This window comes from Brachybacterium sp. UMB0905 (genome assembly GCF_002871795.1).
Lineage (GTDB): Bacteria > Actinomycetota > Actinomycetes > Actinomycetales > Dermabacteraceae > Brachybacterium.
Window position 1 is genome coordinate 169,150 of sequence record NZ_PNHL01000002.1, and the last position, 15,083, is coordinate 184,232.

General features: G+C 70.5%; 9 protein-coding genes, 2 tRNA genes and 1 pseudogene. 6 read left to right on the plus strand and 6 right to left on the minus strand.

From position 1 onward, the window contains the following. Positions 1-2 precede the first annotated feature (2 nt). From CJ197_RS02310 to CJ197_RS02330, 5 genes and pseudogenes are all read right to left on the minus strand, one after another. Positions 3-1,079, minus strand: a complete 1,077-nt coding sequence (locus tag CJ197_RS02310) for an iron ABC transporter permease (RefSeq protein ID WP_102235142.1) — start codon at positions 1,077-1,079, stop codon at positions 3-5. 6 nt (positions 1,080-1,085) lie between these two features. Beyond that, positions 1,086-2,045, minus strand: coding sequence for an ABC transporter substrate-binding protein (locus CJ197_RS02315; RefSeq protein ID WP_102235143.1), 960 nt, complete (start codon positions 2,043-2,045; stop codon positions 1,086-1,088). Between the two features lie 358 nt (positions 2,046-2,403). Further along, positions 2,404-2,476: transfer RNA gene (locus CJ197_RS02320), tRNA-Arg, on the minus strand. 59 nt (positions 2,477-2,535) lie between these two features. Continuing rightward, positions 2,536-3,447, minus strand: coding sequence for a DNA-formamidopyrimidine glycosylase family protein (locus CJ197_RS02325; protein ID WP_102235144.1), 912 nt, complete (start codon positions 3,445-3,447; stop codon positions 2,536-2,538). Continuing rightward, positions 3,447-8,150, minus strand: a pseudogene (locus CJ197_RS02330) (ATP-dependent helicase). Before CJ197_RS02330 ends, CJ197_RS02325 begins: the two are co-directional and overlap by 1 nt. Before the next feature lie 163 nt (positions 8,151-8,313). Here CJ197_RS02330 and CJ197_RS02335 point away from each other — a divergent pair. Continuing rightward, positions 8,314-8,943: a superoxide dismutase gene (locus CJ197_RS02335; protein WP_102235268.1), complete on the plus strand. Its 630-nt coding sequence runs from the start codon at positions 8,314-8,316 to the stop codon at positions 8,941-8,943. Positions 8,944-9,188: 245 nt separating this feature from the next. Further along, positions 9,189-9,692 (plus strand): single-stranded DNA-binding protein, encoded by a 504-nt coding sequence (locus CJ197_RS02340; RefSeq protein WP_158239345.1) that lies wholly within the window; start codon positions 9,189-9,191, stop codon positions 9,690-9,692. Positions 9,693-9,769: 77 nt separating this feature from the next. Here CJ197_RS02340 and CJ197_RS02345 read toward each other — a convergent pair whose 3' ends face one another. Continuing rightward, positions 9,770-10,339: a PPA1309 family protein gene (locus CJ197_RS02345; RefSeq protein WP_102235146.1), complete on the minus strand. Its 570-nt coding sequence runs from the start codon at positions 10,337-10,339 to the stop codon at positions 9,770-9,772. A gap of 152 nt (positions 10,340-10,491) precedes the next feature. Here CJ197_RS02345 and CJ197_RS02350 point away from each other — a divergent pair, with 152 nt between their 5' ends. The 4 genes from CJ197_RS02350 to CJ197_RS02365 all read left to right on the plus strand — a co-directional run bounded on the left by CJ197_RS02350 (position 10,492) and on the right by CJ197_RS02365 (position 15,059). Beyond that, on the plus strand, positions 10,492-13,596 hold the full coding sequence (locus CJ197_RS02350; RefSeq protein ID WP_233190601.1) for a UPF0182 family protein: 3,105 nt from the start codon (positions 10,492-10,494) through the stop codon (positions 13,594-13,596). A 146-nt stretch (positions 13,597-13,742) separates the two neighbouring features. Next, a tRNA-Met gene (locus tag CJ197_RS02355) sits at positions 13,743-13,816 on the plus strand. A 502-nt stretch (positions 13,817-14,318) separates the two neighbouring features. Beyond that, positions 14,319-14,684 (plus strand): hypothetical protein, encoded by a 366-nt coding sequence (locus CJ197_RS02360; protein ID WP_102235147.1) that lies wholly within the window; start codon positions 14,319-14,321, stop codon positions 14,682-14,684. A 33-nt stretch (positions 14,685-14,717) separates the two neighbouring features. Further along, entirely contained in the window at positions 14,718-15,059 is a 342-nt protein-coding gene (locus CJ197_RS02365; protein ID WP_146007687.1) for a hypothetical protein, read from the plus strand. Positions 15,060-15,083: the final 24 nt, after the last annotated feature.

Below are 15,083 nucleotides of genomic sequence, written 5' to 3' on the forward strand. Positions count from 1 at the left end.
GCTCAGGCCTCCGAGACGCGGAATCGACGGACCATGTAGATCAGCACCGGCGCGCCGATGAAGGCGGTGACCACGCCGACCGGCACCTCCCCGGCGGTGAGCACCCGGCCCAGGGAGTCGGCGAGGCCCAGCACGATCGGCCCGATCAGCACGGAGCAGGCCATGATCCAGCCCTGGTGCGGGCCGACCAGCATTCGGGCGAGGTGCGGGGCGAGCAGGCCGATGAACCCGATGGGGCCGGCCGCCGCCGTCGCACCGCCCGCCAGGAGCGCGATCGCGATCAGGACCACCACGCGGGTGCGCTGGGGATGGGCACCCATCGCCACGGCCGCGGCGTCGCCGAGGGAGAGAACGTCCAGCGCCCGCGCGCTGAGCACCGCGATCACGAGACCGGCCAGGATGAAGGGGGCGATCTGCAGCGTCGCCTCCAGCGGCTGGGAGGCGGTGGTCCCGGCGGACCAGCCGCGCATCCGCTCGAGCACCTCGGAGTTCGTGAACAGCACCGCCGAGGTGAACCCGGACAGGACCGCGCCCAGCGCGACGCCGGCGAGGGTCATCCGGATCGGGTTGCCACGGGCCGGGCCCGTCGTGCCGATTGCGAAGACCAGCACGGAGGTGACCATGGCGCCGGCGAAGGACCACCACATGTACTGGGAGATGTCGGTCAACCCGAAGAAGGCCAGGCCCGCGACCACGGCGAGCGAGGCGCCGGCGTTGACCCCGAGGATCCCCGGATCGGTCATCGGGTTGCGGGTGACGGCCTGCATCAGGCCCCCGGCCACGCCGAGCGCCGCCCCTGCCAGCAGCACCAGCACGGTGCGGGGGATGCGGGAGAGCCAGACCAGTTGGGAGATCTCCTCGCTCGGGTCGGGGCGCAGCGCGAAGCGCAGCACCTCGTCGGGCGGGATCGGACGGGAGCCGACGAGCATGCTCGCGCCGAGGGCGATCAGGCACAGCAGCGCGAGGGGGATCAGCAGGAGTCGCCGCCGACGGAGAAGGGCCGGGCGGGCCGCGTTGTCCTCCGGCGCGGCCGAGGCGAGGTCCCTGCGTGCGGTGCCGGGCGGGGACGGGGGCGTCATCCGGTTTCAGGCGACGTCGTCCGCGGACTCCACCAGGGCGGTGACCTCGGTGAGCCAGTCGGCGTAGGCGCGCGAGGTCATGGCGCCCTTGGAGCCCCAGCTGCCGAGCTGGTCGGCCTGGACCGCGGGCAGCTCCTCCCACAGGTCGGCGGTGAAGGAGTAGTCCTCGCCGTAGCCCTCGATGAGGATCACGTCCGCGGGATGAGAGGAGGCCTCCTCCCAGGCGACCTGGCCCCAGGGGTTGCCCTCGGCCGGTGCCTCGCCGCCGACGACGGTGGCGCCGGCCTCCTCGAGCAGGGCGGCCTGCTGGAAGCCGACGGCGGTGTACAGCATCTCCTTGGTGGGGCTGGCGAGCATGATCGAGAGGTCCTTGCCCTCGAGCGCGGCGGCGAGCTCCTCCTTCGCGGTCTCGAGGTCGGCGTCGGCCTGCGTCACGGCCTCGGAGTCGACGTCCCCGCCGAGGAACCCCGCCACGTCGCGGGTCGCCTCGATCTCCTCGTCGATGGTCTCGGCGCTGGGCAGCGGGATGAACGGTGCGACCCGCGTGAGCTGCGAGTTCACGGACTCGTCGAACCAGGACCAGCCCGCGGCATCGCCCTGGCCGATGACGGCGTCGGGCTGCAGCGCGGCGAGCTTCTCGACGTCGATCTCGCCGTCCTGCCCGACCCGCTCGATGCTGCTGATGTCGATGTCGCCCATCACGAAGGGATTCTCGCAGTCGAAGCCGAACAGGGCGTCGGGCTCGACCCCGTACTCGTGCAGCGAGCTGTAGGCGTAGCAGTCCATGACCAGGGTGTCGGGCTGCTCGTCGAAGGCGATCTCGAGGTCGGCGAGGGTGGGATGGGTGAAGGTCACCGCGCCGGCGGAGTCCCCCTCGGGAGTGGCGCCCGCGCCGCCGGCGGAGCAGGCGGTGAGGGCGAGAGTCGCAGAGGCCAGCAGGGCAGGGAGGACGGCGAGACGCTTCACGGAGGGACCTTTCGTCGGAAGAGGGGCGGGGCCGAATAAAGGTTAGCAGTACCTAAGTAAGGTGAGGCAAACCTGTCGTGTGGAAGACGTCGGTGAGCGATGTCCGAGGGTGGCGTCGTGAGGCGGCGGATGCCTGGGGGCGGAAGCGCGAGGGGCTCGGACGCCGTCGCCCGGCTGCTCGGTCCTCGGCCCGGCGGAGAAAGCACGGCTCGATCGTGCGGTCGGGGATCTGCACGATGCGACCTCCGCGGACCTGCGCACGAGTGGCGGAGACTTCCTGCGCCTCCGAATGCCGGGGGCATCCGCCCCGACCCCGTCGCCGATGTCGGCTGTGACGCGGGTGAGGACCCGCTCTGAGCGCCCCCAGCAGGACTCGAACCTGCAACCTACGGATTAGAAGGCCGTTGCTCTATCCATTGAGCTATGGAGGCTGACGGCGCACGAGTCTACCGAGGTCGCGGCGTCGCCACGGCCAGGAGCGCGGTCCGTCTCAGCGACGTCGGCCACGCCGCTGGGCCGCCGACGGGGCCGGGGCGCCGGGCCCGGCCTGGCAGCGGGGGCAGAACCACAGCACCCGCGCCTCGGTGCCCTCGAGCCGCGGTTCGGCGAGCTCGCCGCGCTGGATGCGGGTGCGGCAGCGGCGGCACTGCTTCCCGCCGCGGCCGTAGACCCACAGGTCCCCGTCCCGGCCGAGCATCCCGCCGGTGGTCAGCCGCACCTCACGGTCCCGGTTCAGCACGAGCAGGCGATGGGCGAGGTCGATGAGCGCGCCCGGGTCCTGCTCCGCGGAGACGGGAGCGGCGGGGTGGAGCCGGCGCAGGAAGCACAGCTCGCTGCGGTAGATGTTCCCGATCCCCGCCAGGACGTGCTGGTCGAGGATCGCCAGGCCGATCGGCCGCCCCGGCTCGGCGGCGAGGTTCACGAGCGCCCGCTCCCGCAGGGTCGAATCCTCGTCCCACGCGGGATCGAGCAGGTCCGGGCCGAGGTTCCCGAGCAGCTGCTCCTCGTCGGCCGTGCGCAGCATCTTCACCTGCTTCACGTCGTAGGCGATCGCCCGCACCTCGTGACCGTCCTCGTGCCGGGCCTCGAGCACGATCCGGATCGTGTCGCGGGTGCGCGGCCCGGCGCTGGTGTCGCTCGAGCGCAGCGCCCTCCCCTCTACGTGCCAGATCCCGTCCATCATCAGGTGGCTGTGCAACGTCATCGGCGGTGCCCCGGGCGCGGGCGGGAGGAGCCGGATCAGCAGGTGCTTGCCGCGCGGGCGCACCTCGTGGACTCTCCAGCCGGTGAAATCCGCGGTCGCCGCACGCGGGACCCGGAGGTCGCAGACGGTGAGCACGGCGCCGGCGAGCGCGTCGTGGAGGATCCGGCACTGGCGCGCGACGGTGTCACCCTCGGGCATCAGCGATCACCCGCCCGCAGTCGCAGCGAGCGCGGTGAGCGGTAGCAGCCGGCCTCCGCGAGCGCGGCCGTGATCGCCGCGACCGGCTCGGTGTCGATCCCGTGCCCGTCGATCCGCTCGATCCGCAGCTGCGGCAGGCGGGAGTCCTCGGCGATCGCGCGGACGAGCTGGGCGGCGGCCTCGGGCGTCGCCTCCTCGTCCGCCCACCACAGCAGGTGCTTCCCGCCCTTGTCGACATAGGCCTGGACATGTCCGTCCCGCAGCAGCACGAGCGCACCGGCGCGGCGGGCAGGCCGCGCCGTGGTCCCCTCGGGCGGGGCGATCGGCAGGGCCGGCCAGGGGAGCGCCGCGCCGTATGGGTTCGCCGGATCGGTCGCGGCGAGCGCAACGGCGACCGCCTCGGCCGACGGGCCTGCCGTGCCGCCGTCGGGCCCCTCGGCGTCGCGTCCGGCCTCGGTCTCCCGGTCCCGGTCGCGAAGCAGGTCCACCGCCTCGGCGGGCGCGAACTGGGAGGCGCCGAGCCCGTCCACGAAGTAGCCGCGGCGGCAGCTGCCGTTCTCCTCGAGCGCGGCCAGCACCCGGTACACCGCAGCGAACCCGCCGGGGACGTCCTCGACATCCATCGCCCCGCGCGTGACCACGCCGTGGCGGTCCAGCAGCAGCGTCGCGAGCGCCGCGGCACGGGCGGCAGGATCGACCGGTTCGACCCGCACCGCGGACCAGCGCCCGGCACCGGCGGGCCCGGTCACGAGCTCGGAGGGGCTGGACGCGCCCTGGCGCATCATCGCCGCGGAGAGCCGCGCCGCGCCCCGACGTCCCAGGCTGCGTGAGCGCGTCGGGGTGCGGGGCGACGGCGCCTTGGCCGGCCCGCGGCCGTAGGAGCGCAGCGCCTCGAAGGAGTCGTTGGTGACCAGGCTGGTGAAGGCGAGGTCCCACAGCGCCTCGTGCAGGTCCTGCGGCCGCGCCGCCTCCCCATCGTCCGCCAGCGCGGTGAGGATCTCTCCGTGCCGCAGCGCGCCCGGGGTGGTGCGCAGCAGGGCGAGGATCCGGCTGGCGAGGGCACCGTCCGGGAGGGCGCCGGCGGCCTCCTCGAGCGCGTCGGCGTCGAGCCCCAGGGGGAGGGCATCGGCGAGGTGGAGACGGATCCAGCCGTCGTCGGCGCCGAGGCGGCCGTGACCGGTCCACATCAGCTCCCCGCTCGCGAAGGCGGCGTCCAGCAGGGCGGGCGTCACCTCCGGCAGCCTCGCCGGCAGCACCTGGTTCTCCCAGGCCGACAGCGGCAGCGACACCCCGGCGAGCTGGTCCACGACCGAGAGCAGCCCGTCCTGCCCGGTCCAGGTGCCGCGCTCCCGTCGGCCGCCGGCGCGGCGCCCCACCAGGTGCTGCCACTGGCCGAGGAAGCGCGCATAGACGGGCCCCGCGACGGGGGCGATCTCCCGCCGGGACGCGGCGAGGCTCGCGCGGCGAATGCGGCGCAGCACCTCGACCTCGACCCACTCCTCGCCCTCCCGGCCGGGCGTGAACTCGCCCTGGGACAGGACCCCCTCGGCGGTGAGCTGCTCGAGCGCGGCCCGCGCCACCCCCGGCGCGAGACCGAAGGCCTGCACCGGCGCGTCGGCGAGGAAGGGGCCGCGGCCGCGCGCCCAGCGGGAGAGCAGCTGCGGGACCGCCCGGTCCACCGCGGCCAGGTGCACCTCGGGGATCCCCGGCGGCAGCGCCGTGCCGAGCGCATCGCGCAGCAGACCGGCGTCCTCGACCGCCGCGAGATGCTCCGCCCCGGCGATCCGCACCGTGAGCACGCGGCGGGACTGCTCGAGCTCGGCGCGGGCCGCGTCGAGATCGAGGCCGTCCACGGCACGCTCGGCGATTCGCGCGGGGGTGAGCGGGCCCAGACGGCGCAGCGCGTCGGCGATCTGCTCGGGCCCGCGCAGCGCCCGCTCCTCGGTCAGTCCCTGCAGGCGCTGCTCGACCTCGGCGATCACCTCGGCATCCAGCAGCTCGCGCAGGCTCACCGTGCCCAGCAGCTCGGCCAGCAGCGACTGGTCCAACGCGAGGGCGGCGGTGCGGCGCTCGGCCAGCGGCGCATCGGTGTCGTACAGGAACTGCGCCATGTAGCCGAACAGCAGCGAGCGCGCGAAGGGAGAAGGCGAGGGGGTCTCGACCTCGCGCACCTGCAGGCGACGCCGCCTGACCTGCCCCATCAGCTCGACCAGGGCCGGCAGGTCGTAGACGTCCTGCAGGCACTCCCGCGCCGCCTCGAGCATGATCGGGAAGTCCGGATGCGGCCTGGCCACCTCGAGCAGGTGCGCGGCGCGCTGGCGCTGCTGCCACAGCGGCGCCCGCTGGTTCGGGTCGCGCCGCGGCAGCAGCAGCGCCCGGGCCGCGCACTCCCGGAACCTCGCGGCGAACAGAGCGGAGGAGCCGACGAGACGACGCACCTCCTCCTCGATCTCCTCGGGCGTGAACAGGAACAGGTCCGCGCCGGGCGGCTGCTCGCCGTGCGGGATGCGCAGCACGATCCCGTCGTCCCCGGCCATCACCTGGCCGTCCAGGCCGTAGCGCTCCTCGACCCGGGCGCCGACGGCGAGCGCCCACGGCCCCGTGATCCGCTGCCCGGCCGCGCAGTGCAGCACCACCCGCCAGTCCCCGAGTTCGTCGAGGAAGCGCTCGACGACGAGCTGGTCCGGGCCGGGCACCGCGCCGGTTGTCTGCTGCTGCTCGTCGAGCAGGTCGAGCAGCACGGTGCGCGCGTTCTCGTCCAGGCCGAGCCCCGTCAGCTGCTCGTCGGCCTCGGGGCGGGGGAGTGCGGCGAGCTCGGACTGCGCGGCGGAGATCGCCCGGCCGAGGCTCGCGGGCCGCCCGTCCCCGTCGCCATGCCAGAAGGGGATCCGGCCGCTGAGCCCGACGGCGGGGGAGACCAGCACGTGCGCGGCGGTGATCTCTTCGATCCGCCAGGAGCTCGTGCCCAGCGTGATGACGTCTCCGCGGCGAGACTCGTAGACCATCTCCTCATCCAGCTCCCCGACGCGCTTCGGCTGGGAGTCCTCGGATCCCGCGGCGAGGAACACCGGGAACAGGCCCCGGTCGGGGATGGTGCCGCCGCTGGTGACCGCCAGACGCTGCGCTCCGGGCCGGGCGGTGAGGATCCCGGCTTCGCGGTCATGCACCAGGCGCGGACGCAGCTCGGAGAACGCTGTCGAGGGGTAGCGGCCCGCGAGCAGGTCGATCGTCTGGTCGAAGGCGCTGCGTGGCAGCGCCCGGTACGGGTGCGCAGAGCGGACCAGCTCGAACCAGTCCTCGACCTCGAGATCCTCCATCGCGGCGGCAGAGACGGTGTGCTAGGCCAGCACATCCAGGGCGTTCCTCGGCACGACGAGCGGTTCGATCCGTCCCGCGAGCGCCTCCTGCACCGCAACCGTGCTGACGAGCACGTCACCGGCGTGCAGCGGATGCAGGGTGCCGTGGGAGGTCGCGCCCACATCGTGCCCCGCTCGGCCTACGCGCTGCAGCAGGGAGGAGACCGAGAACGGTGCGGCGACCTGCAGCACCAGATCCACCGCCCCCATATCGATGCCCAGCTCGAGCGAGCTGGTGGCCACCACGCACCGCAGCTGTCCTGCCTTCAGCTGCTCCTCGATCCCGGCCCGCACCTCCTTGGACATCGAGCCGTAATGGGCGCGGGCGATATCGGGAACCTCCGGCGGTGCCGTCTCATCAGCGCTGCCACCGTCCCTATCGGCCCCTGCCGCGGCGATGCGCCGGGCGTTCAGGCGGTTCAGCCGCCCGGTCAGCCGCTCCGCCTGCGAGCGGGAGTTCGTGAACACGATCGTGGTGCGGTGGGCGAGGACCTGCTCCAGAATCGACCGCACCACATGCGGCCAGATCGTTCCGGCCACGTCCTCGTCCTCGGCGGCGTCCGCGGGCGGTTCGATCGCTTGCAGATCCGCCACCGGCATGCTCACCCGCAGGTCCCAGGACTTCGCCGACGGCGGGCGGATGATGCTCACTGTGCGTCCGGGACGGTTTCCGGTGAGGAAGTCTGCGACCTCCTGCACCGGCTCCACCGTGGCCGACAGTCCGATGCGCTGCGCCGGCGCCACGAGCATGGCATCCAACCGCGCGAGTGACAGCGCCAGATGCACTCCACGCTTGCTGCCCGCCACCGCGTGGACCTCATCGACGATGACCGTGTCCACCCCGGTGAGGGTCTCGCGCACCTGGGAGGTGAGCATCAGGAACAGCGACTCCGGCGTGGTGATGAGAATGTCCGGAGGATGCGCGGCGAGCCGTCGGCGCTCTGCAGGTGGCGTGTCGCCGGTGCGCACGCCGACGCTGACGGGTGTGTGCGGCTGTTCGAGCCGTTCGGCGGTGCGGGTGGTCCCGACCAGCGGTGAGGTCAGGTTGCGCTCCACATCCACGCCGAGGGCTTTGAGCGGCGAGATGTACAGCACCCGGGTGCCTGCCCGGGATCGACCTGTTGGTCCGCGCCGCCTCGAATCGCTCGCCAGGCGGTCGATCGCTACGAGGAAGGCCGCGAGCGTCTTGCCCGAGCCGGTGGGGGCGACGACGAGGGTGTCCTCGCCGCGGCCGATCGCTTCCCAGGCCGCGGACTGCGCTGGCGTCGGCGCGGCGAAGGACTCCGCGAACCACGTGCGCGTGGCCGGGGAGAACAGGGCGGGCAGGGCCCCATCGGCGGACGTCATCGGATCATCGTCCCACCCGCGGCTGACACGCCACCACCACAGTGCCCCCGGTGTTCGCCGCCAGCACAGGCGGCCCCGCTGCAGAATCTGACATGGCAGGATGGATCACACGGCGCGGTCCACACCCCTGGTCGCGCACCCACCTCATGAAGGGATGATCCACATGGCGGAGTACACGCTTCCCGATCTGGACTACGACTACGGAGCCCTGGATCCCTCGATCTCCGGCAAGATCATGGAGCTGCACCACTCCAAGCATCACGCCACCTACGTCAAGGGCGCCAACACCGCCCTTGAGAAGCTCGCCGCCGCGCGTGAGGCCGGCGACTTCGGCACCGTGAACCAGTTCTCCAAGGACCTGGCTTTCAACCTCGGTGGCCACACCAACCACTCCATCTTCTGGAAGAACCTCTCCCCGGAGGGTGGCGACAAGCCCACCGGTGAGCTGGCCGCCGCGATCGACGAGTACTTCGGTTCCTTCGACAAGTTCCGCGAGCACTTCACCGCCGCCGCCCTGGGCATCCAGGGCTCCGGCTGGGCGATCCTCGCCTACGAGCCCGTCGGCGGGAACCTCGTCATCGAGCAGTTCTACGACCAGCAGAACGGCATCCCGGTCGCTACCGTGCCGCTGTTCCAGCTGGACATGTGGGAGCACGCCTTCTACCTCGACTACCAGAACGTCAAGGCGGACTACGTCAAGGCGATCTGGAACATCGTGAACTGGGCGGATGTGCAGGCTCGCTTCGAGAACGCCCGCAAGAACGCGACCGGCCTGGTGGTCCCCACCGCCTGACCCGCGTTCGCGCACCGCACAGACGGCCGGCCCCGCCACGGGGTCGGCCGTTGTGCTGTGCGGAGACTGCGAGGGTGCGCACGCGGTGCGGATGGTGCACGGGCGCATCGACCTTTCCTCCACAACGGCCCGTTATCCACATTTTCGGCCCCGCGCTGGTCCAGACACTCGGTGATCGCGACGCTGGGAGGCATCGGCACGGAGCCGAGACCGGGATGGACCCGGAACAGAGGAAGGACCAGGACATGAAGGACATCCACACCGTTGTGCGCGGCAATGCCACCGAGGGTGCGAGCAGTCGCAAGAGCGTGGACGGCAAACCGTCCGCCTCGGTGCGCGTGGCTGTGACCAGCTCCTATCGAGACCCCGAGAGCGGTGACTGGGTGGACCGCGACACCGAGTACCTCACCGTCTTCTGCCGTGGGCAGCTGGCCACCAACGTCGCAGGCTGCGTGCGCAAGGGCGATGCGCTGATGATCAGCGGCCGCCTGTACACCTCGCAGTGGACCGACCAGGACGGCAAGGACCGCTTCTCGCTGACCATGCAGGCGGAGGCGATCGGCCACGACCTCAACGCCGGTACCGTCGGCCCCTTCCTGCGGCCGGCCCGTGACCGGGACGTGCCCGATATGCACCCCACCACCCAGCGGCCCATCGATTCCGACGATGAGCCGACAGCCGACCCCGAGACCGGGGAGATCGCGGGCTCTGAGCAGACGGAGAGGGAGCTGGTCGACGCACCGTTCTGATGCCTCACCGCACGGACAGCGCGCGGATCGACGCGGGCGGTGCGCGGATCGCTCCGCACACCGGCCGATGGGCAGCGTCAGCCGCGCTCGCGCAAAGTATGCAGCAGCGCGGACGTGATCTCCGGCAGCAGCGCGGCGCCGAGGACATACCCGTCCTCGTCGCCGCGGTGCAGCGCCGACCAGGTGGTGCCATCGGCCAGGGCCGCGACGACCACCCGCAGCGGTGCGTCAGAGGATCTCAGCGGTGCGTCAGAAGAGCGTGGGGCGCGGCGCCCGGCATCGGTGGGGGAGGTGCTCGCCACGTTCCAGCTCTGCGGCGCCAGATCGCAGGTGATCGCACCGCCCGCAGTGAGGTCTGGCCAATCGGCGCTTTCCAGGACGGCCAGCGGGTCCGCGCCGGCGGGAGCATCGATCTCCAGGTCGATGGGTGTCAGGTGCAGCGCATCGGGTGCGTCGGTGCCCTGCTCGCCGATGCCCAGCAACGCCGCGATCCCCGGGGAGGAGGCCAGCAGCTCTGCGGAGCGGGCCAGCGCGAACAGATGCGGCGCAGCCAGTGGCTGTCCACCCACATGCCGTGCCACCTCGAGCACTGCTGCGGCGAGCGCAGCGGTGGGGGCGTCCAGCGGATCATCGGCGGAAGTCGTCATCGTATCGAGAGGTTCCTTGCAGATTCGCCTGACAGAATGGATAGGCCGTCGCACTGCGCGGTGGCACCACACTGTACCCGGCGCCGAGGCACCGGCCCTGCGCAGACGCAGGGCCAGCGACGGCGCCCACCCCGAGGCACCTGAGGTTTTCCGTGAGTTTCTCCGCCCCCTTCGGCGACATGCCCCGGCCGCGTCCCCGACCGGCATCCTCCCCGAGCTCGAAGGACTCGCGGAAGATCTCGCCGCTGGCGATCACTCTCGGCGTGCTCGCCCTGGCTGTGGTGCTGCTCGTGATCGCCTCCGAGGTGTGGACCAAGTACCTGTGGACCGAGCAGCTGGGCTACACCGATGTGCTGCTCACCCGCTGGATCACCCAGGCGGTGCTGTTCGTGATCGGCGTGGTGCTGTTCGCGGTGCCGCTGTTCATCAGCCTGCGCCTGGCCTATACCAAGCGCCCCATCTACCCTCCGGTGACCCGTGAACAGGAGGCTCTCGAGCAGTTCCGCGCCGCCGTGGATCCGCTGCGCAAAGGCCTGACCTACGGGGCACCCGTCGTGATCGGTGCCTTCGGGGGCCTGGCCCTGTCCCGCGCCTGGGAGCTCGTCCAGCTGTTCCTGCACCCGCAGTCCTTCGGACAGAGCGACCCGATCTTCGGCAACGACATCTCCTTCTACGTCTTCCAGCTGCCGCTGATCGACCTGCTGATCTCCTTCGGGCAGTTCGTGCTGCTGGTCGCGATCGTCGGTGCGCTCGTCGGGCACTTCGTGTACGGCGGTGTCGCCTGGGGGCAGGAGAGCGGACTGCACGTGACCAAGACCGCGCGGCGCCACCTGGGTGTGCTCGCTGCGATCTACGTGCTGCTGCTGGGCGCCGGTCACTGGTTCCAGCGCTACGACCTGCTCACCGCCTCGCACCCGCGCTTCGAGGGCGCCTCGTACACCGACCACAACGCGATCCTGCCCGCCCAGACCATCCTCGCGATCGCCTCGATCTTCGTCGCAGCCCTGTTCGTGGTCTGGATCTTGCAGGACAACTGGAAGATCCCTGCGATCGGTGCGGGCCTGATGATCCTGTCCACCATCGTGGTGGGCACCGCCTACCCGGCGCTGATCCAGCAGTTCAAGGTCCAGCCCAACGAGCGCGCGCTCGAGCAGCCGTACATCCAGAACAACATCGACGCCACCCGCACCGCCTTCAATCTCGATGACGTGAACGTCAGGCCCTACACCGCTTCCACTGAAGCGGAGACCGGGGCGCTGCGCGCCGATGCATCCACCACCGCGCAGATCCGCCTGATGGACCCGAACGTCATCTCGCCCACCTTCGAGCAGCGTGAGGCCAACCGCCGCTATTGGGGCTTCGACGAGCTGCTGAGCGTGGACCGCTACGAGATCGATGGCGAGCTGCAGGACACCGTGATCGGTGTGCGCGAGCTGCGGCCGGACAAATTCGGCCTGGCCGACCGCTCCTGGGTGGATCAGCACATCATCTACACGCACGGCTACGGCACCGCCGCCTCCTACGGCAACCGTCGCAACGCCGACGGCGAACCCGCCTTCCTGCAGTCCGGCGTGCCCGGCAGTGGAGCGCTGGGCGAGTACGAGGAGCGCATCTACTTCGGCCGCCACTCCCCGGACTACTCGATCGTCGGCGCCCCCGCGGGTGCGGAGCCCGAAGAATTCGACTACCAGCGCGGCAGCACCGAAGACGAAGAGGGCGGCGACCAGGTCTACAACACCTTCCAGGGTGACGGCGGGCCGTCCGTCGGCAGCTTCTTCAACAAGCTGCTGTTCGCCATCAAGTTCCGTGACCCCAACATCGTGATCTCCAACTACCTCAACGAGGAGTCGCAGATCCTGTACGACCGCGACCCGCAGCGTCGCGTGCGGGAGGTCGCGCCGTTCCTGTCGCTGGACTCCCAGATGTACCCGGCCGTCGTGGACGGGGAGCTGGTGTGGGTGGTGGACGGCTACACGACCACGACCGAATATCCCTACGCCCAGTCCGTGGACCTGGACCAGACGGTCAACGACTCCCAGACCAACCCCAACGAGACCGCCGCCAACCGCGTGCGCTCCGCCAACTACATGCGCAACTCCGTCAAGGCCACGGTGAACGCCTTTGACGGCTCGGTGACGCTGTACACCTGGGATACCGAGGATCCGATCCTCAAGGCCTGGGGCGAGGTGTTCCCCGGTGCGCTGCGTCCGGCGGAGGACATCAGCAGCGAGCTCATGAGCCATCTGCGCTACCCGGCCGATTACTTCAAGGCGCAGCGGCAAATCCTGTCGACCTACCACGTCACCGGCGCGGATGACTTCTTCACCCAGCAGGACTTCTGGCAGGTCTCCCCGGATCCGACGGTGCCGGCGCCCACCAACTCCGATGGCACGGCCGGTCAGCAGCCGCCCCAGCCGCCGATGTACCTGACCATGCAGATGCCTGATGCGGACTCCCCGCGGTTCATGCTGTCGTCGAGCTTCATCCCCTCCGAGGGGCAGAACGTGCTCACCGGCTATCTGGCCGTGGACTCCGAGACCGGCAGCACCGAGGGCAACCCGGCGGACAGCTACGGCGAGATGACGCTGCTGGTGCTGCCGACCTCGAACCCGGTCAACGGGCCTGGCCAGGTGCAGGCGACCTTCAACGCCGAGCCCAACGTGTCCAAGGCGCTGAACCTGCTGAAGTCCGGCAACTCCGAGGTCATCAACGGCAACCTGCTGACCCTGCCCGTGGGCGGTGGGCTGCTGTACGTCCAGCCTGTCTACCTGCAGTCCTCGCAGACCGGCGGCGGTACGCAGTACCCGCTGCTACAGATGGTGCTGGTCTCCTTCGGCGAGAAGATCGGCTTCGCCCCGACCCTGGATGAGGCACTCGACCTCGTCTTCGGCGGCGACTCCGGCGCAGCCGCGGGTGATGCCGAGGTCTCCGATTCCACCGCTCCCTCCGGCACTGCCGGCACCCAGACGGGTGACGGTGACGTCGAGGAGGGGAGTGAGAAGCCGGCCGATGAGGGCGGTGAGAGTGAGAAGCCTGCCCCGGCCCCCGGCGGTGACGCGAACGAGCGGCTCAACCAGGCTCTCGTCGATATGGACCAGGCCGTCGAAGACTCCGAGAAGGCCATGCAGGAGAACGACTGGCAGAAGTACGGCGAGGCGCAGGAGCGTCTACAGGACGCTCTGCAGCGTGCCATCGAGGCCCATGAGGAGCTGGGCGGCACCGGGACCCCCGAGCCCTCCGACGGCGGCGACGGCTGACGCGGGCGTCGACCCGTTGATGCGCGGCGTGCGGATGCGGCCGACACTCCATGCAGGTGAACGGGCCGTGAACGTGCGATGGCACACGTTCGGCGGGGTTCGCCTGGACTCTTCGCTGAGCCCGTGCCTACAGTGGTCGATGTCGCCGCGGGGTGGAGCAGTTCGGTAGCTCGCCGGGCTCATAACCCGGAGGTCGTAGGTTCAAATCCTGCCCCCGCTACGAGAAAGGGCCCCTCGCCAGCAGAAACGCTGGGGAGGGGCCCTTAGTTTTACCCCGACGCGTCGGACCTATCCTCAGAACTATCCGCAGTTCCCGTGGAAGCCAGGGCTGCCGCCGTGGTCTCCATCGGCTTGGGCTGAGTGCTTCGGACCGTCTATCCCCGTCTCGAGGGGGCTGTAGGCCCTACGGTCTGCACCGAGACCGAGGCGGATCCGACCGCTGAGGGAGGGGAGTTCGCCTGTCGCACACTGATGCCAACCTCGACTTCGTGACAACAGAAATCTCGATACCCGCTCCTCGCGACCCCTGGCTTGTCCACGGACCTGACGGCTGGGCCGAAGCGATGCTGGTTCCGTGCTCGTGCGCCGGAGCCCACCACATGGTTGGCTGGTACACCTGCCCCTGCGGTGGCGGCCCACTCGAAGGCGGGCCCCACACCTGGGAGTGTCTCTCTTGCGGCGTCAGCCGCCACATCGGATGCAGACTCCTGTCTGGCGGAGTTGTGGACAGGGACCGCCGCTGGGAGGTGGACATCAGCGCGTCCACCACGGCGATCTCGCGGCCCCTGCAGCTGCTGGCACCCATCGGCGCGGACAGCCAGGAACCGGTCTCCTTTCCGCTATTCATCCTGCGTGACTTCGAGTTCCTGCGGCTGAACGGCACCGAGTTCCACGTCGTCGTGGACTCTCAGAGCATCGAGCTGGCGCCGTTCCCGGTGCCGCTGCCGATGCAGGGCCAGCGGCGGTCCTTCTCGAAATACAGCGAGCACGCGGACCTCATGGTGGTCTTCCCCGCAGGAATCGACCAGCTCCCGCGCATCGCCATTGCCGAGGGCACGGATGTCCATCGCGAAGGCCCGACCACGTAACTCTTCGCCGGTGACGCCCTCGAACGCATCGCCGTGGGAAAGACCGAAGTGGTCTTCGACCCGCCATCGGATGTGGCGCGCAGCAGCGAGGGCAGGGCCTGGATCACCACGTACCCCGAGCACGGCCAGCTCAGCCTCACCTACCGGGTGCAGGCCGATGAGCAGCGCTCGCTGCTCGAGATCGATATCGCTGATGTGGAGGTCCCGCAGCAGTACGGACTGATCTATCACCTGGTGGTCAATCGCTTCACGACGTTCGGCACCTGGCCGGAGAAGTACAGCTACCGCGCCGAGATCGACCTTCAGACCGGCGCGAACGCGGCTGCCTGGCACAATGCCTCCGCCGATGCCACCGGATCGGACGCCACCGAGTGAACGCGCTGTGCCACCGAGTGAACG